General features: G+C 67.2%; 18 protein-coding genes. 9 read left to right on the top strand and 9 right to left on the bottom strand.

Annotated features, from left to right (window positions below; translation table 11 throughout):
• Position 1 precedes the first annotated feature (1 nt).
• Positions 2 to 733 (bottom strand): NYN domain-containing protein, encoded by a 732-nt coding sequence (locus tag B3T77_RS09120; protein ID WP_292078968.1) that lies wholly within the window; start codon positions 731 to 733, stop codon positions 2 to 4.
• Between the two features lie 46 nt (positions 734 to 779).
• Positions 780 to 1,709, bottom strand: a complete 930-nt coding sequence (gene gcvA / locus B3T77_RS09115; protein ID WP_066626336.1) for a transcriptional regulator GcvA — start codon at positions 1,707 to 1,709, stop codon at positions 780 to 782.
• Positions 1,710 to 1,833: 124 nt separating this feature from the next.
• Between gcvA and cysG the strand changes: the two genes are divergently transcribed.
• From cysG to B3T77_RS09090, 5 genes are read left to right on the top strand one after another with little or no spacing between them, the layout of a single operon-like run.
• The gene (gene cysG, locus B3T77_RS09110; protein ID WP_292078967.1) at positions 1,834 to 3,216 is read left to right on the top strand and encodes a siroheme synthase CysG; all 1,383 of its coding nucleotides are present in this window, start codon (positions 1,834 to 1,836) and stop codon (positions 3,214 to 3,216) included.
• Entirely contained in the window at positions 3,213 to 3,488 is a 276-nt protein-coding gene (locus tag B3T77_RS09105) for a DUF2849 domain-containing protein (protein ID WP_292078966.1), read from the top strand. The genes cysG and B3T77_RS09105 overlap by 4 nt, the downstream gene beginning before the upstream one ends.
• Entirely contained in the window at positions 3,488 to 5,155 is a 1,668-nt protein-coding gene (locus B3T77_RS09100) for a nitrite/sulfite reductase (RefSeq protein ID WP_292078965.1), read from the top strand. Before B3T77_RS09105 ends, B3T77_RS09100 begins: the two co-directional genes overlap by 1 nt.
• Positions 5,142 to 6,218 carry a phosphoadenylyl-sulfate reductase gene (locus tag B3T77_RS09095; RefSeq protein ID WP_292078964.1) on the top strand — a complete coding sequence of 359 codons (1,077 nt, stop codon included), beginning with the start codon at positions 5,142 to 5,144 and terminating at the stop codon, positions 6,216 to 6,218. Before B3T77_RS09100 ends, B3T77_RS09095 begins: the two co-directional genes overlap by 14 nt.
• A 36-nt stretch (positions 6,219 to 6,254) precedes the next feature.
• Positions 6,255 to 7,253 (top strand): cysteine synthase A, encoded by a 999-nt coding sequence (locus B3T77_RS09090; protein WP_292078963.1) that lies wholly within the window; start codon positions 6,255 to 6,257, stop codon positions 7,251 to 7,253.
• Between the two features lie 10 nt (positions 7,254 to 7,263).
• Here the strand turns inward: B3T77_RS09090 and B3T77_RS09085 are convergent, their stop codons facing one another.
• From B3T77_RS09085 to flgF, 7 genes are all read right to left on the bottom strand, one after another.
• Positions 7,264 to 9,051, bottom strand: coding sequence for a DUF885 domain-containing protein (locus tag B3T77_RS09085; protein ID WP_292078962.1), 1,788 nt, complete (start codon positions 9,049 to 9,051; stop codon positions 7,264 to 7,266).
• Positions 9,052 to 9,100: 49 nt separating this feature from the next.
• On the bottom strand, positions 9,101 to 9,601 hold the full coding sequence (locus B3T77_RS09080) for a hypothetical protein (protein ID WP_292078961.1): 501 nt from the start codon (positions 9,599 to 9,601) through the stop codon (positions 9,101 to 9,103).
• An 11-nt stretch (positions 9,602 to 9,612) separates the two neighbouring features.
• A complete protein-coding gene (locus B3T77_RS09075) occupies positions 9,613 to 10,041 on the bottom strand; it encodes a hypothetical protein (RefSeq protein ID WP_292078960.1) in 429 nt (142 codons plus the stop codon).
• Positions 10,042 to 10,183: 142 nt separating this feature from the next.
• Positions 10,184 to 10,906: a flagellar basal body L-ring protein FlgH gene (gene flgH / locus B3T77_RS09070; RefSeq protein ID WP_055803887.1), complete on the bottom strand. Its 723-nt coding sequence runs from the start codon at positions 10,904 to 10,906 to the stop codon at positions 10,184 to 10,186.
• Positions 10,907 to 10,918: 12 nt separating this feature from the next.
• Positions 10,919 to 11,533 (bottom strand): flagella basal body P-ring formation protein FlgA, encoded by a 615-nt coding sequence (locus tag B3T77_RS09065; protein WP_292078959.1) that lies wholly within the window; start codon positions 11,531 to 11,533, stop codon positions 10,919 to 10,921.
• Positions 11,534 to 11,537: 4 nt separating this feature from the next.
• The gene (gene flgG / locus B3T77_RS09060; RefSeq protein WP_055754135.1) at positions 11,538 to 12,326 is read right to left on the bottom strand and encodes a flagellar basal-body rod protein FlgG; all 789 of its coding nucleotides are present in this window, start codon (positions 12,324 to 12,326) and stop codon (positions 11,538 to 11,540) included.
• 14 nt (positions 12,327 to 12,340) lie between these two features.
• A complete protein-coding gene (gene flgF, locus B3T77_RS09055) occupies positions 12,341 to 13,081 on the bottom strand; it encodes a flagellar basal-body rod protein FlgF (protein WP_055754136.1) in 741 nt (246 codons plus the stop codon).
• 180 nt (positions 13,082 to 13,261) lie between these two features.
• Between flgF and B3T77_RS09050 the strand changes: the two genes are divergently transcribed.
• From B3T77_RS09050 to B3T77_RS09035, 4 genes are all read left to right on the top strand, one after another.
• Complete coding sequence (locus B3T77_RS09050; RefSeq protein ID WP_292078956.1) at positions 13,262 to 13,936, top strand: flagellar basal body-associated FliL family protein; 675 nt, start codon at positions 13,262 to 13,264, stop codon at positions 13,934 to 13,936.
• Positions 13,937 to 13,938: 2 nt separating this feature from the next.
• Positions 13,939 to 14,982: a flagellar motor switch protein FliM gene (gene fliM / locus B3T77_RS09045; protein WP_017504455.1), complete on the top strand. Its 1,044-nt coding sequence runs from the start codon at positions 13,939 to 13,941 to the stop codon at positions 14,980 to 14,982.
• The gene (locus B3T77_RS09040) at positions 14,982 to 15,563 is read left to right on the top strand and encodes a DUF6468 domain-containing protein (protein ID WP_292078955.1); all 582 of its coding nucleotides are present in this window, start codon (positions 14,982 to 14,984) and stop codon (positions 15,561 to 15,563) included. Before fliM ends, B3T77_RS09040 begins: the two co-directional genes overlap by 1 nt.
• A 17-nt stretch (positions 15,564 to 15,580) precedes the next feature.
• Positions 15,581 to 16,248, top strand: a 668-nt coding sequence (locus B3T77_RS09035) for a MotE family protein (protein WP_292078953.1), incomplete at its 3' end; no start/stop codon positions are given.

Genomic DNA, 16,248 nt, shown 5'->3' with positions numbered 1-16,248 from the left:
GTCAGGCGCGGTCGCGAATTCGCATCGCGCCGCGTTCGCCGGTCTCGACCTCGAACCGGCCGGTCGCGCGGATCAGGTCTGACAGCTTGGCGTAGCCATAGGTGCGCTGATCGAAGTCGGGATGGGCGTTGCGCAGCCGATTGCCGATACCGCCCACCGCGACCCATCCGTCGCCGTCCTCGTCCATGTCGGCGATGATGGCCGCGATCAGGCGCGCGGCCTCGGACGGCTTGCGCTTGGTCGCCAGCGCTTCAGCGACGGGCGACTTGGCGCCGGCGTCGACCGGAACCGGCGCGATCAGGTTCTCTGTATAGATGAACCGGGTGCAGGCCTGACGGAAGCTTTCGGGCGTCTTCTGCTCGCCGAACCCGTAGACGTCGACGCCTTCCTCGCGGATGCGCGCCGCCAGTCGGGTGAAATCGGCGTCGGAAGACACCAGGCAGAAGCCGTCGAACCGCCCCGAATGCAGCAGGTCCATCGCATCGATGACCAAGGCGATGTCGCCCGAGTTCTTGCCCTTGGTGTTGGCGAAGTTCTGCTGCGGCTGGATGGCGAAACGAGCCAAGACCCGCGTCCAGCCGGCGATCTGCGGGCTGGCGAAGTCGCCGTATATGCGCCGCGCCGAGGCCTCGCCCAAGGTGGCGATTTCGCTGAAGAGCGCCTCTGCGATGCGGGCGGAAGCGTTCTCCGCATCGATCAGGACCGCGAGGCGAGGGGCCTTGTCGTCAGCCATGGCGGATGTCCTTTTCCTGCGCCGCCAATCTGCGGTGCAACGAACCCTACAACTGACCCATCGTATTGTCGTGATCCACGGCCTGTTTCTTCAGCCAGCCGACAAAAGCCGTCGCGCTGGGCGAGGGCGGCCGGTCGCGGGGCTGGACGACGTAGTAGGCGAAGCCGACCGCCTCGGACCCGTCAGGGAAGGGCGCGACCAGTCGCCCTGACGCCAGGTCCGCCTGGGCCAGGGTGCGTTTGGCCAGGGCCACGCCGCGCCCCGATATGGCGGCCTCGATCAACAGACCCGACTGGTTGAAACGCGAGCCTCGACGCGGGTCGGGGTGACGGATGCCCCGCGCCTTCAACCACATGGCCCAGTCCGGGCGGCTGGGATCGCCATCGTTGGACATGTCGTGCAACAGGGTGTGTCCGATCAGGTCGGCCGGTTTGCGGATCGGCTTTTCGCCATCCATCAGCGATGGGGCGCAGACAGGCAGAACCGTCTCGGTCATCAGCCGATCAACCGTAAGGCCGGGATAGTCGCCGGGACCGTAGCGCACCGCCAGATCGACCTTGCCCTCGCTCAGGTCCGCCGGCTCCATGTCTGCCGAGATCCACAGTTCGATCTCGGGATGGGCGGTGTGAAAGTCGTCCATGCGTGGCATCAGCCATTTGGAGGCGAAACCGGGCGCGACGCTGATCGACACTTGTTTGCGACGCGGGGGTTCGCGCAACAGGGCCGAGGCGTCCATCAGCCGCTCGAACCCCTCGCGCAGCAGCGGCACGGAGGAACGGCCCAGATCGGTCAGTTGCAGGCCCCGCGCCTCGCGCACGAACAGCGGCCCGCCGACGATGTCTTCCAAGAGGCGGATTTGCTGGCTGACCGCGCCCGGCGTCACTGACAGTTCGTCGGCGGCGCGCGAGAAGTTCAGATGCCGCGCGGCGGCCTCGAAGGCGCGCAGGGCGTTGAGCGGGAGCAGGGGACGGGCCATCGCGGATAGAAATCCTATCAGCGAGACAAAGGCAATCTGGTTTGCGGCTCTGGGCGGGGAAGACGAAGGTTCGCGCCCTGCCGTCGTCCCTGTTTCCTCTCCCGACGGCCCTGAAAGCAAGACGATGCGTGTATTCCTCGCCTCCATTCCGCTGGAGGCCGCAAAGATCGTGATCATCGGCGGCGGCGAGCCGGCGCTGGCCAAGCTGCGACTGTTTCTGAACACGCCCGCCGAGGTGGTGTGGTTCGCGCCAGACGGCGCGCCCCCCAAGATCGAGACGCCATTGACGGCGCCGGAACCGGTGCTGCGTGCGCCAGAGGCTGACGAACTGGCCGGCGCACGGCTGGTGTTCATGGCGCTGGACGACGCGGATGAACTCGTGCGGCTGGGCCATCTCGCACGGGCGGCGGGGGCTCAGGTCAATGTGGTGGACAAGCCGCATCTGAGCGATTTCCAGACCCCTGCCCTGATCGACCGCGACGAGGTCGTGATCGGCGTGGCGACCGGCGGATCGGCGCCCATTCTGGCGCGGGATATCCGCACGGCCATTGAGGGCGTGCTGCCCGCCGGACTGGCGAATGTGGCGCGGCTGGCGCGCGAGTTGCGCGATACGGTCAAGGCCAGCGTGCCGGACTTCATGGCGCGCCGTCGCTTCTGGGAGAAGGCCTTCCGGGGTCCGGCCGTGACGCTGGCGGCGGAAGGTCGGACGGCCGAGGCGCGGCGCGAGATGCTGCGCCTGCTGAACGTCGCCGCGCCGGAGACGGGCGTGGTCTATATCGTCGGCGCAGGGCCGGGCGACCCGGAACTGCTGACCCTGAAGGCGCTGCGGGTGTTGCAGGACGCCGACGTCATCATCCACGACCGTCTGGTGCCCGAGCCGGTGCTGGAGCGGGCGCGGCGCGACGCCAAGCGGCTTTATGTCGGCAAGGCGCGCGGTGAACATTCGGTGCCGCAGGATAAGATCGAGGCCCTGATGATTGCGGAGGCTCGCGCCGGCCACCGCGTCGTGCGCCTAAAGGGCGGCGACCCCTTCGTCTTCGGGCGCGGCGGCGAGGAACTGGACGCCATGCGGGCGGCCGGGGTCCCGGTCTTTGTCGTGCCGGGTGTGACGGCGGCCCTGGCCTGCGCGGCCTCGGCGGGCATTCCCCTGACCCATCGCGATCACGCCCAGGCCGTCACCTTCGTGACGGCCCAGGCCAAGTCGGCCGGCGTCGAGGCCGACTGGACGCGGCTGGCCGGAACGAACCACACCCTGGCCATCTATATGGGCACGGACCGAGCCGAGGAGACGGCTGCGCGCCTGATTGCGGCGGGTCGCTCGCCCTCGACGCCCGTCGCCATTGTCGAGAACGGCAGCCGCCCGGACGAGCGGGTTCTGACCGGGCGTCTGGACGGGCTGGGCGCCCTGGTGCGCGGCGCCGACCTGACCGGCCCGGCCCTGTTGTTCGTCGGCGAGACGGCGGCCTTCTCGGCGTCGGTCGAGACGCGGACGGAGGTCGCGGCGTGAAGATCGTGACCGCAAACCGCCTGTCGGACGGTCGCGTCATCTATGCAGGCATCGACAACCAGCCGGTCGAGCACATCGACCAGGCTTCGATGCTGGACGAGACGGCGGCCGAGGTCGTGCTGGCTGATGTCGCCGGGCGGCCGGACGTCTTCGTGAATCCCTATCTGTTCGACGTTCAGGACCGCACGCCGTCAGGCCGCGACCGACTCAAAGAGCGCATCCGCTCGGCCGGGCCGACCGTCGGTCACAGCGTCGTCGGAGGCGTGGGCTGATGTATCGCTATGACGAGTTCGACCACGCCTTGGTGCGTGAGCGGGTTGAGGAATTCTCAGACCAGGTGGCGCGGCGCGCATCCGGCGCCCTGACCGAAGACGAGTTCAAGCCGCTGCGGCTGATGAACGGCGTCTATCTGCAACTGCACGCCTATATGCTGCGCGTCGCCATTCCCTATGGGGTGATGAGCAGTCGTCAGATGCGCCGGCTGGCCCATATCGCGCGGACCTATGACAAGGGCTACGGTCACTTCACCACCCGCTGCAACATCCAGTACAACTGGCCGGCCCTGACCGACCTGCCGGCGATCCTCAGCGACCTCGCCGATGTCGAGATGCACGCCATCCAGACCAGCGGCAACTGCATCCGCAACACCACGACAGACGTCTTCGCCGGCGCCGCCGACGACGAGATCGAGGATCCGCGCCCTTGGTGCGAGATCATCCGCCAGTGGTCGACCATCCACCCGGAGTTCAGCTTCCTGCCGCGCAAATTCAAGATCGCGGTGATCGGCGCGGAGAAGGACCGGGCGGCCATCCGCACCCACGATGTCGGCCTGCAGATCGTGAAGGGCGATGACGGCGGAATGGCCTTCCGCGTCTTCGTCGGCGGCGGACAGGGACGTTTGCCCCATATCGGTCAGGAGATTGCTTCGGCGGTCCCGGCGGCGGACCTGCTGGCCTATCTGACCGCCATTCTACGGGCTTGGAACCTGCTGGGTCGGCGTGACAACATCCACAAGGCGCGGATCAAGATCATGGTCGCCTCGCTGGGCATCGAGGCCTTCCGCGAGGAGGTGGACAAGCATTACGCCACTTTGCGCCACGAGGACCTGCGCATCCCCGAGGACGAGGCCGCGCGCATTCAGGCCTATTTCGCCTCGCCGTTGTTCGAGGCCCTGCCCAAGACCAGCGCCCCATTCGACCGCGCCCTGCTGGCCGATCCCGACTTCGCCCGGTTCGCCCGCACCAACGTCCGCCGTCATCGCCAGTCTGGCTACGCCTCGGTGGTGGTGTCGCTGAAGCCCGTCGGCGGCGTGCCGGGCGACATCACGGCGGACCAGATGGACGCGGTGGCGGATCTGGCCGAGCGTTATTCGTTCGACGAACTGCGCGCCGCCTATGAGCAGAATCTGGTCCTGCCCCATGTGAAGCTGGACGACGTGCCGACTCTGTGGCGAGCGCTGCGAGAGGCGGGGCTGGCGACGGCCAACGCCGATCTGGCGACCGACGTGATCGCCTGCCCGGGCCTGGACTATTGCAGCCTCGCCAACGCCCGATCGATCCCGGTGGCCCAGGCCCTGTCGAAGCGGCTGGCCGATCTCGACTATCAGGAGAAACTGGGGCCCGTCCGGATCAACATGAGCGGGTGCATCAACGCCTGCGGCCACCACCACGTCGGCCACATCGGCGTCCTGGGCGTCGATCGCAAGGGCGAGGAATACTATCAGATCACCGTCGGCGGCTCCCCCGACGAACAGGCGGCGCTGGGCGATATCGTCGGCAAGAGCCTGCCGGCCGATGAGGTCGCGCCCGCGATCCAGCGGACCCTGGATCGCTACCTGAAAATCCGCGCCGAGGGCGAGCGGTTCATCGACACGGTGCGCCGTGTCGGACCCGATCCCTTCCGCGACGCCATTTATGAGACGCTCGATGCAACGGCTTGAGGGCATACAGAACGGGCTGCGCCTGTCGGTGACGACCCCACTGGAGGAGGTCGAGGCCGCCGCCGCGAGCGAAGACACGCTGGTGCTGGAGTTCGACGCCTTCCGCGACGGACGCGGCTTCTCGCTGGCGGCGGTGCTGCGAGAGCGCGGTTACGCCGGGCGGCTGATCGCGGCGGGCAAGGTCCTGCCGGATCAGGCGCGACACCTTCGGCGCTCGGGCTTCGACGCGGTGGAACTGACCGAGGGCGCGGACAAGGCGGCCTGGGACCGGATGGACCGGGCGTTCAGCGGCGCCTACCAGCCCGCCGTCGATCCCGCGCCGACGATCTGGCAGCGGCGGCGGGCGGCGTCCAACGACCGCGATCTGGGCGCGCTCGCCGAACAGCTGAATCGCGAGACGGCGGGCAAGGACGCGTCCGAAATCCTGAAGGCGGCGCTGGATCCGGCGCTGGGCCTGCGGGTCGGCGCCATCTCGTCCTTCGGCGCCGAATCCGCCGCCCTGCTGGACATCATCGCCGGCGAGGACAAGACCGTGCCGGTGGTGTTTTTGGAGACGGGCCAGCATTTCCTCCAGACCCTGTCCTATCGCACGCAACTGACCAAGGCGCTGGGTCTGACTGATGTGCGGCTGGTCACGCCGGATGCGGGCGAAAAGGCGACGTTGGATGCGCGCGATGACCTGTGGAAGACAGACGCGGACGCCTGCTGCGACCTGCGAAAAGTGCGGCCGCTGGCGCGGGCGACGGCGGGGTTCAATGCTCTGATCACCGGGCGGAAACGCTACCAATCCGCCACGCGGGCAAAGCTGAAGCCGTTCGAGGTGTTGGACGGAGTGCTGCGGATCAATCCCCTGGCCAACTGGGACGCCGACGACGTGGAGGCCTGGCTGGAGGAGAACGATCTGCCGCGCCATCCGCTGGTCGAGCAGGGCTATGCCTCCATCGGATGCTGGCCCTGCACCCGCGCGGTCCAGGACGGCGAAGACGCCCGCGCCGGACGTTGGTCGGGCATGGACAAGGTCGAGTGCGGCATCCACTTAGGGCCACGCCAGGCCGCCGCCTGATCCGCCCTGTTTCGACCTTCGCCTGAAAGCCTGACCTTGTCCGCTACGCCATCCGTCATCGACCTGATCGGCAATACGCCGCTGGTGCGCCTGAACCGCCTGTCCGACGCGACGGGCTGCGAAATCCTGGGCAAGGCCGAGTTTCTGAATCCCGGCGGCTCGATCAAGGATCGCGCGGCCCTGTCGATCGTGCGGGGCGCGCGGGCGTCCGGCGTGCTGAAACCCGGCGGGACGATCGTCGAGGGCACCGCCGGCAACACCGGCATCGGCCTGGCCTTGGTCGGGGCCGCCTTGGGGCATCCGGTCGTCATCGTCATTCCGCGCACCCAGTCGGAAGAGAAGAAGTCCGCCATCCGTTCTCTGGGCGCCCGCCTGGTCGAGGTAGACGCCGCGCCCTTTTCCAGCCCGAACCACTTCGTCCACTATTCCGGGCGTCTGGCCGCCGAGATGAACGACAGCGAAGAGGCCGGCGCCATCTGGGCCAATCAGTTCGACAACACCGCCAACCGCGAGGCGCATTACAACACGACCGGCCCCGAAATCTGGACGCAGACAAACGGTCAGGTCGACGCCTTGGTCTCGGCCGTCGGCTCGGGCGGGACCATCGCCGGCGTCGGCGCCTATCTGCGCGAGCAGAAGCCGGATGTGACCATCGCCCTGGCCGATCCAGCGGGCGCGGCCATGTTCAACTGGTTCACCAAGGGCGAGATGACGGGAGAGGGATCGTCGATCACCGAGGGGATCGGCGTGGCCCGCATCACCGGCAACCTGGAGGGCTTCAGGCCCGATTACGCCTATCGGATCGAAGACGCGGAGTTCCTGCCGATCCTGTTCGACCTGGTGAAGCACGAAGGCTTATCGCTGGGCGGATCGGCGGGGGTGAATATCGCCGGCGCGGTGCGGCTGGCGCGCGAGCTTGGCCCCGGCAAGACCATCGTCACCTGCCTGTGTGATCCCGGCTCGCGCTATGCGTCCAAGCTGTTCAACCCGGAATTCCTGCGGTCGAAGGGTTTGCCGGAGCCGGACTGGGCGTAGGCCGCACAGCCTATTTCGCCTTCTGCTCCGCGATCCAGGCGTCCATCCGCTGGTCCAACAGCGCCAGCGGCAGCGGGCCCTCGACCAGAAGGGCGTCGTGGAAGGTGCGGATGTTGAACTTCGGCCCCAACTCCCGCTCGGCCCGCGCCCGGATCTCGCGCAGGCGGATTTCACCGATCTTGTAGGCCGTGGCCTGACCGGGCCAGCCGATGTAGCGTTGAAGTTCGGTCTCGATATTGTGCGGCGCGAGCGCCGAGTTGTCGCGGAAACAGGCGCGGGCCTGTTCCTCGGTCCAGCCCATCCAGTGCAGGCCGGTGTCCGCGACCAGTCGGCAGGCGCGCCACATCTCATAGGACAGGCGGCCGAACCGTTCGTAGGGCGTGCGGTAGAAGCCCATCTCCTCGCCCAGATATTCGGCATACAGGCCCCAGCCCTCGGTATAGGCGCTGACGTTGGCCTGGCGGCGGAAATAGGGTTGGCCAGGCGCCTCCTGCTGCAAGGCGATCTGGAGGTGGTGGCCTGGCACGGCCTCATGCAGGGTCAGGGCGGGCAGTTCGTACAGCGGACGCTGATCCAGCTTGGACGTGTTGACGATGTAATGGGCGGCGACGCCGTTCTGCATCGACCCGCCGCTGTAGCGGCCGGTGGTGTAGTTTTCCTCGATCTGCGGCGGCACGGGCTGCACGTCGTAGGTCAGGCGGGGCAGGGTGGCGAACAGGGGCGGCAGGCCGCCATCCGCACGCTTCGCCATCTCCGACGCCTGCTGCAACAGGGCCTCGCGGCTGGTCGCATAGAACTGAGGATCGGTGCGCAGGAAGTTCAGGAAGCCGGCGAAGTCGCCGGTCCAGCCCGACGCCTTCATCTCCACATCCATACGGGCGCGGATGCGCGCGACCTCGTCCAAGCCGATCTGGTGGATCTGGTCCGGCGTCAGGTCGGTCGTGGTGTGGCCGCGCACCAGATAGGCGTACAGTTCCTTGCCGCCGGGCCGGTTACCGATGCCCGGCTGGACCGGCGCCTTGGGCAGGTAGTCGCTTTCGAGGAAGGCCAGCCAAGCCCGGCGCGCCGGAAGGATCGTTTCCGAAACCGCCGCCGTCGCCTCTGCCGTCAGGCGATCCTTATCCGCTTGAGACACTGTCGAGGGCAGGGTCGACAGGGGCTTCAGCAGCGGCTCGGCGTCCGACTTGATCGCCACATCGTTTCGCGCCAGCGTCAGGGCGCTTTCTGTCACGGACCGGGCCTGGACCAGGCCGGTGTCCAGGCCGCGTCGGGCGTTGGCGGTCGTCTGGGCGTAGATTTGGCCGAAGCCCCGGACACGCTTGATGTAGGCCTCGGCCTCCGCGACCGAGTTCAGTCGCGTGCTGCCGCCGACATAGAGCGCCCAGGTTCCAGGGCCGCCTTCGGAGTCGAACGCCAGGCGGCTGGTGTCGTAGTCCAACCCTTCCAGGCTGCGGTTAAGCGTATAGAGCAGGAAGGCGTGGTTGATGCCGCCGGCGTGGGAAAGACTTGCCGGGTTGATGGCCGTCAGCCGTCGCACGAACCCTTCCAGCGGCGCGCGCTGGGCCAGTTCAAACTCACGCGACAGATCAGGCACCCGGCCCATCGCCTCGACATCGCCCTCTCCGCCGGCCGAGATCGGATCGACCGACTTCAGATAGGTCTCGTAGTCGGCGATGACGGCGTTCAGCGCGGCGTCTGCCGGCGCGGTTGCGACGGCGGCGGGCGGCGTTTGCGCGACGGCCATGATCGGCGACCCGGCCGCAAGCATGGCCGCAATCGCCAGATAAGAAATCTTCATGACGCCCCTCCTGTCAGGAGCGGCACGCAAGCCGAGCAGAGCCGATGCGTCAACCGCAGACGGTGAAGAACCGCTCGATTTGCACCTTTGCGGCGGGATGGGCGGCGTAGACGTGACGTTCGTCGTCAGCCCAGGCGGCGATCCAGCCCAGACGGCGGAAGCGTTGGAAGACCGGATCCTTGGTCTTGGCCTGAGCCGTCAGCAGTTCGCCGTCATGCACGGCAGCAGGCTCAGATGCGGCGCGATAGCGCTCGGTGTCTCCGCCGGATTCCAAGTAGATTTCGCGGCCCGGCTTGTCGCTGGAGGCCGTCAATTCCAGCGCGCTCGACCCCACCTGGCAGGCGAGCCGAAGTTTGACTTCGTCGCTATTGGCGACGCCGTAGGCCAGCATGGCCTCCTGCCCATCGGTGTTCAGGAACCAGTCGTAACCGGGCGTGGGCGCCGGCGCCGATGCAGTCGCCGCAGAGCCGGCGGCGGGCATCGGAGCCTGGGTCGCGCAAGCGGCGAGCGCCGAGCCGGCGATCAAGGCTGATATCAAGCGAAGACGCATGCGTAAGTTCCTCAGCCGGCGCAGCGATCGGCGAAGCGACGCAGCTTGGCCATGTGCGGACGTTCGACGGTGATCGTGCTGGTGTCGTCGCCGACGGTGATCGTCATCCGGCCGTTCGCGACGAAGGCGGAAAAGGCGGGGTGGTCGACGGGGATCGCCGTCTCCAGCTTGCCGCCACGCCCGACGCGGGCCTCGCTGGTGGCCGTCGACCCGCCCGAGGTGATGCGCGCAAATCCGGCGGACGCATCCTCGCCATAGACCGCGACCGAGACCGCGCCCGAACCCGGCAGGCATTGCAGCGTCGCGCGCAGGCTGGCGGTGTCGGGGATGTCATTGGCCAGCACCATCGGTCCCTCGCCCTCGTACAGGCTCCAGGTCCAGCCTGCGGCGGGCGCAGTCTGTATCGCGGCCGCCATCAGGGCGGAGAGTATCAGCATCATGTGTCAGCCCCCGCCGAGGACGCGCAGCGCCGCGTCGTCTTCAATGTCGTCAGGCGCGGCTGGAACCGCAAGAGATCAGACGACCGCATTCACTCTGAACGCGGTTATCCCTCAGCAGTTCACGCAGCGGGGTCAGCTCGCGTCAGAACGGGCTGAAGCGTTCCGCCAGCGCCTGTCCGACAGGCGGGGCCTGGACGCGGCTGACGTCGCCACGACCGCCGTAGGAGATGCGCGCCTCGGCGATCTGGGTGTGGTTAATGGCGTTGGCCGATGAGATGTCCTCGGGGCGGACGATGCCGGCGACGGTCAGTTCGCGGACCTCGCGGTTGGTGCGCACTTCCTGCCGACCCTGGATCACCAGATTGCCGTTGGCCAGGACGTCGGTAACGACGGCCGCGATGGTCAGCGACACCTTCTCGGCGCGGGTGACCGAACCGTTGCCCGACGATTTAAGATCGCCTTCCATGCCAACCATCTTCGACGGATCGAAGCCGCCGGGGAAGGCGCGGCCCAGGCTGCTTTCCAGGCCGAACAGATTGCTGACGCCGGCATTGATCTCGTTGGAGCGCGAGCGCTGGGTCGAGTTCTGGGTCTGGGCGCGATCGTCGATGTCGATCTTGACCGTCAGGATGTCGCCAATATGGCGCGCGCGCTGGTCGCCGAAGAAGGTGCGGGCGCCCGTGCGCCACAGGCTGTTGGCGCTGGCTGGCGCGGTCTCGCGCGCAGGCAAATAGGCTTGCTGCGCCGGGATCAGGGCGGCCGGATAGCCGATGGGGGCCAGTTCCGGACCGCGCACCGTTTCGGCGACGGTCGAGCAGGCGGCGAGCGGGGCGAGGGCGGCGAGGATCAGGACGGCTTTACGCATGACTTGGATTCCCTAGCGGGCAGCGAACTGTTGGGGATTGGCGCGGGCCATGTCGGCGCCGGGGCCGGCGATGGCCTGGCCGGGACCGGAGGCGACCGCATCGATGACGCGGTTGGAGGTGGTGTTCATGATGGCCACTGGTTCGCCCAGACCGGCGCTGCGCATGGCCTTGCCCATGACGGCCAGGTTCACGCCGCCGACCTGATAGGTGACGCGCACCATATCGTTGCGGGCGATGACCTGCGGCGCGGCACCGGGACGATAGGCGGCGCGGGCGATAGGTTGGGCAGCCTGGACGGCGTCCGTCGGCGCGGCCTCGGCCACGGTCTGAACGGGTCCGGCCGAACGGCGCACGGCGACGCGGCGCAGGCCGTTGGGATTGCTCCAGTCAAGGCCCGCCTGACGCGCCTGGGCCTGAAGCTGACCGGCGTCCAGCACGACCGAGGGGCCGACGCGTTCGGCGACGGCGACATTGGCTGCGGCGCCCGCGCCCTCGAAGATGTCGCCCAGGGTGACGCGACCGTCGTCGTCCACGGGGTTGGCGCGCAGCACGACCGGGTTGGCGAGGGCAGCGCCGGCGAAGGCGCTGATGGCGGCGGCGAGCAGCAGGGAACTGATCATGGTCATGGCCCTAGCCCTTCACTTGCGAGGCGACGGACAGCATCTGGTCGGCGGTGCTGATGACCTTGGAGTTCATCTCATAGGCGCGCTGCGCCACGATCAGGGCGCTGATCTCTGCTACCGCGTCCACGTTCGACGCCTCGGTGTAGGACTGCATGATCTGGCCGTAGCCCGCGTCGCCGGGCGTCCCGACGATCGCCGGCCCGGATGCGGCGGTTTCCAGCAGCAGGTTGTCGCCGATGGCTTCCAGACCGGCTTCGTTGAAGAAGCTGGCCAGTTCGATCTGCCCGACCGTGGTCGGGGCGGGCTGTCCGGCCTGGGTCACTTGAACCAGACCGGTCTTGGAGATCGATACCTTGGTCGCGTCCTGCGGGATGGTGATCGCCGGTTCCAGCAGATAGCCGTCGTCGGTCACCATCTGGCCTTCTGGATTGACCTGCAGATTGCCGGCGCGGGTGTAGGCCTTTTCGCCAGAAGGCAGGCTGATCTGGAAATAGCCCTTGCCGTCGATGGCCATGTCGTACGGGTTGCCGGTCGCCTGGGGCGTGCCCTGTTCGGTGATCCGATAGACGGCCCCGGCCTTAACGCCTGCGCCGATCTGGATGCCGGTCGGGACCACGGTTCCGGAGGCCGAGGACTGGGCCCCCATGCGTTCGACGTTCTGATAGAGCAAGTCCTGAAACTCGGCGCGCTGCTTCTTGAAGCCCACCGTGTTCATGTTGGCGATGTTGTTGGAGATGACCTCCACGTTCAGCTGCTGGGCGGCCATGCCCGAGGCTGCGGTTCTCAGAGCGCGCATGTTCCGGCTCTCCCTTAAGCGGCCTTGCCGAGGCGCTCGACGGCGCGACGGCTCAGGTCTGTGGTGTTTTCGATCAGCTTGGAAATGCTCTCGTAGGCGCGGCTGATCTCGACGAGATTGGTGATTTCGATCAACGGATTGACGTTGGAAGACTCCAGCGAGCCCTGATGAACCTGGGCGTCGGCGGCCTCGATCGGCTGGGCGTTGGACTTATTGCGGTAGAGGCTGTCGCCGCCCTTTTCGAGCACGCCCAGCGTATCGAAACGCACGACCGACAGCCGGCCAGTGACCTGTCCGTTCTGGGTGATGGTGCCGTCGGCCCCGACGCTGGGCGCGCCAAGCGCGGGGTCCAGCACGATCTCCGCGCCTCCGCCAAGGACGGCCTGACCCTGTTTGGTGGTCAAACGACCTTCCGGATCCAGGGTAAAGGCGCCGTCGCGGGTGTAGGCCTCGCCGTTGGCGCCATCACGCACGGTAAAGAAGGCGCCCTCGCCGGAAATGGCGAAGTCCAGCGAGCGGCCGGTTTGCTGCATGGAGCCCTGGCCGAAGTCGCGACCGACGCCATTGTCCAGCACGAAGCTGGCCGACGGGCGGATCGAGTCGTTGCGCGCTCGCTGACCGATCTCGGTTCCGAGCATCAGCTGCTCGACCTTGAAGCCGGTGGTGTTGGCGTTGGCGACGTTGTTGGCCACGATGTCCAGCTCGCGACGCAGCGTCATCTGGCGTGACAGTCCGATATAGGCGGCGTTTTCCACGAGAGGCGTGCTCCTTCGCCTCAGCCTCTCGCAACGGCCGTGCCAACAGGGTTAATTCAGGCGGAATGCGGGTTTGAGCGGGATCGGGTCGCTTCCAACCCGGCAAATCCTGCCCATTGTAAACGTCGCGTTAACCAAACCGGACGATCCTCATCATGAGAAAGTCTCCGGGGCGCGCGCATGTTCAAGTTCGGCAAGAAGAAGGGTGCGCCTGCGGCCGACGCCGACGCCAACCTGCCGGCCGTGACCGAAGACGAGGCCGCCGACGGTGATGCCGCCGCGCCCAAGAAGAAGAAAATCCCGCTGCTATTCATCATTGCGCCGGTCGCGTTGCTGGTGCTGGGCGGCGGGGGAGCGGCGGCCTTCTTCATGCTGAAGCCCAAGCCCGCCGAAGCGCACGGCGCCGAAGCCGAAGCCGGCCACGGAGAAGAGAAGGCCGACAAGAAGGCCGAGGGCAAGGAAGAGAAGAAGGAAGGCGGCGGTCACGGCGGCGGCGGCAAGGAAGGCGAGGCCGATCCCGCGCTGGGCGTCATTTCTGAAGGGCCGGACGGCGTCACCTTCTACACCCTGCCCGACATGGTGATGAACATTCAGTCGGACGGCCCGCGTCCGGCCAATATGAAGTTGAAGCTGACGCTGGAGATGCAGGACGCCGAGGTCGCGAGCCATCTTCAGGAGGAAATGCCACGTCTGCAGGACATGTTCACCAGCTTCATGCGCGAACTGCGCCCTGAGGACCTCAGCGGCTCGGCCGGCACCTATCAGCTGCGCGCCGAGATTCTGCGCCGCGTCAATCTGATCGCCGCTCCGGGCAAGGTCGACGCCGTGTTGATCGAAGAAATGCTGGTGCAATAGGCATGACCGACGCGGCGCAACTCGATCCGTTCGGCGGTCTGGGCGATCCTGGCGACGCCCTGTCCGAACGCGTCCTGAACCAGGATGAGATCGACAGCCTGCTGGGCTTCGACCTGGGCGACGACGACGGTTCCGAACGCTCGGGCATCCGGGCCATCATCAACTCCGCGCTCGTCAGCTACGAGCGTCTGCCGATGCTGGAGATCGTGTTCGACCGCCTGGTGCGGTTGATGACGACCAGCCTTCGCAACTTCACCTCCGACAACGTCGAAGTCAGCCTGGACAATATTTCGTCGATCCGGTTCGGCGACTATCTGAACTCAATCCCGCTGCCGGCCATCCTGGCGGTGTTTCGCGCCGAAGAGCTGGACAACTACGGCCTGCTGACGGTCGATTCCAACCTGATCTATTCGATCGTCGACGTGCTGTTGGGCGGTCGTCGCGGCACGGCGGCGCTGCGCATCGAAGGCCGGCCCTATACCACCATCGAGCGTGTGCTGGTGCAGCGGATGGTCGAGGTCGTGCTGAACGACGCGCGCCAGGCGTTCGAGCCCCTGACCCCGGTTCACTTCAACCTGGACCGGCTGGAGACCAATCCGCGCTTCGCCGCCATCGCGCGTCCCGCCAACGCCGCCATCCTGATCAAGCTGCGGATCGACATGGAGGATCGCGGCGGCCGTATCGAGCTGCTGCTGCCCTATGCGACGCTGGAGCCGATCCGCAAGATGCTGCTGCAGCAGTTCATGGGCGAGAAGTTCGGCCGCGACAACATTTGGGAAGGCCACTTGGCCACCGAGATCTGGACGACCGAGACCGAAGTCCGCGCGGTCCTGGACGAACAGCAGATGCCCCTGTCCAGCGTGCTGAACCTCAAGGTCGGCGACACGATGATGCTGAACGCCACGCCGGATTCCGAGGTTTCGATCCGCGCCGGCTCCATTCCGCTGACCACCGGCCGCATGGGTCGCAAGGGACAGCACATCGCCATACGCGTCGAAGGGCCGGTCAATCCGGAAGTCGCCGCCCGCCTGGGAGTGAACGTCTGATGGCCGGAATGATCATGGACGGCGTGCTGATGGTGCTGCTGATCGCGGCGGTCGGTTACGGCATCAAGCTGGAACGCAAGCTGGCCGCCCTGCGCGCCGGACAGCTGGCCTTCGCCCAGGCCGTCACCGAACTGAACGCCGCTGCGGGGCGCGCCGAAAACGCCCTGGCCACCCTTCGGGCCTCGGGCCAGGAAACGGATCTGCTGCACGACCGGATTATCAAGGCGCGTGAGGTCAAGGCGCAGCTGGAAACCCTAATCGCCCGCGCGCCGGCCATGGCGCCGGTGCGGATCGTCGAGGAAGAGCCCGTCCGCCGCGCGCCCCCGGTCGCCCTCGCTCCGACCCCGGCCGCGACCGAAGACGAGGAGCGGGCCGAGCGTATGGCCGCCCTGGCGCAACGCATCCAGGGACTGGCCAGTCCCGCTTCGAACCGTCGCAACGAAGCCGTCGCCCCCGCCGGGCGCGACAATGTCGCCGCCATTGTTCAGGCCCTGACGGCCGGACGCTCCGCTAACCATTCCGCCAAACAAAGCCTCAACGCCGCGCGTCGTAATCTCGACGACGACCTGTTCGCCGCCTGAGTTCGGAACCCCATTTCATGGCCCGCCTTCCTCGCATCCTGCCCCTGATCGCCATCGCCATCGGCGGGGTCGTCGCCGTGCGCGCCGTCGGCGTCGCGCCTGGCCTGTTCGACGGGGCCAAGGCCTGGGCCGAGGAGGCGGTTCCCGCTGCGGCCGGCGCGCCCCCCAAGCCGGCCTTGCCCGGCACCTGTTCCGCCTTGTCTCCCGAACAACTGGCCCAGCAGGCCGGGATTTCGCCGGCCGAGCTGAAGATCATCCAGTCGTTGTCGCAGCGCCGCGCGGCGCTGGACGCACGTGATCAAGACTTCGCCACCACCCTGCCGCTGATGGTCGCCGCCGAGCAGAAGCTGGACGCCAAGGTCAAGGCGCTGGAAGCCTTGAAGGCCGAGATGAAGCAGATGCTCGGCCAAGTCGACGAGCGCGAGAAGGCCGAGATCGATCGTCTGGTTCAGGTCTATTCCGCCATGCGTCCCAAGGAGGCCGCCCCGGTTATGGCCGCGTTGGAGGACCGGGTGCGCCTGCCGGTCGCCGCCGCCATGCGTCCGCGCACCCTGGCCGCCATTATGGCCCAGATGAGCGCGCCGCAAGCCAAGGAACTGACCGAAAAGCTCGCCGCCCGGTTCCAGGCCCAGCAGATGGCCGCTCGCGCCGCCGCCGCCGAAGCCACGCCCCCTCCGGCCGCGAC

Origin of the sequence: Brevundimonas sp. UBA7838, from assembly GCF_002500885.1 — a bacterium.
Lineage (GTDB): Bacteria > Pseudomonadota > Alphaproteobacteria > Caulobacterales > Caulobacteraceae > Brevundimonas > Brevundimonas vesicularis_C.
Note: the sequence above shows the minus strand (reverse complement) of the source record. Positions and strands in the feature narration are given on the sequence as shown.

Bases quoted from the DNA above. Each gene is read 5' to 3' on its own strand.
- fliM (WP_017504455.1), top strand. From the start codon at position 13,939: ATGACCGACGCGGCGCAACTCGATCCGTTCGGCGGTCTGGGCGATCCT.
- B3T77_RS09085 (WP_292078962.1), bottom strand. From the start codon at position 9,051: ATGAAGATTTCTTATCTGGCGATTGCGGCCATGCTTGCGGCCGGGTCG.
- B3T77_RS09040 (WP_292078955.1), top strand. From the start codon at position 14,982: ATGGCCGGAATGATCATGGACGGCGTGCTGATGGTGCTGCTGATCGCG.
- B3T77_RS09075 (WP_292078960.1), bottom strand. From the start codon at position 10,041: ATGATGCTGATACTCTCCGCCCTGATGGCGGCCGCGATACAGACTGCG.
- B3T77_RS09120 (WP_292078968.1), bottom strand. From the start codon at position 733: ATGGCTGACGACAAGGCCCCTCGCCTCGCGGTCCTGATCGATGCGGAG.
- cysG (WP_292078967.1), top strand. From the start codon at position 1,834: ATGCGTGTATTCCTCGCCTCCATTCCGCTGGAGGCCGCAAAGATCGTG.
- flgH (WP_055803887.1), bottom strand. From the start codon at position 10,906: ATGCGTAAAGCCGTCCTGATCCTCGCCGCCCTCGCCCCGCTCGCCGCC.
- B3T77_RS09100 (WP_292078965.1), top strand. From the start codon at position 3,488: ATGTATCGCTATGACGAGTTCGACCACGCCTTGGTGCGTGAGCGGGTT.
- B3T77_RS09050 (WP_292078956.1), top strand. From the start codon at position 13,262: ATGTTCAAGTTCGGCAAGAAGAAGGGTGCGCCTGCGGCCGACGCCGAC.
- gcvA (WP_066626336.1), bottom strand. From the start codon at position 1,709: ATGGCCCGTCCCCTGCTCCCGCTCAACGCCCTGCGCGCCTTCGAGGCC.
- B3T77_RS09065 (WP_292078959.1), bottom strand. From the start codon at position 11,533: ATGACCATGATCAGTTCCCTGCTGCTCGCCGCCGCCATCAGCGCCTTC.
- B3T77_RS09080 (WP_292078961.1), bottom strand. From the start codon at position 9,601: ATGCGTCTTCGCTTGATATCAGCCTTGATCGCCGGCTCGGCGCTCGCC.
- flgG (WP_055754135.1), bottom strand. From the start codon at position 12,326: ATGCGCGCTCTGAGAACCGCAGCCTCGGGCATGGCCGCCCAGCAGCTG.
- B3T77_RS09095 (WP_292078964.1), top strand. From the start codon at position 5,142: ATGCAACGGCTTGAGGGCATACAGAACGGGCTGCGCCTGTCGGTGACG.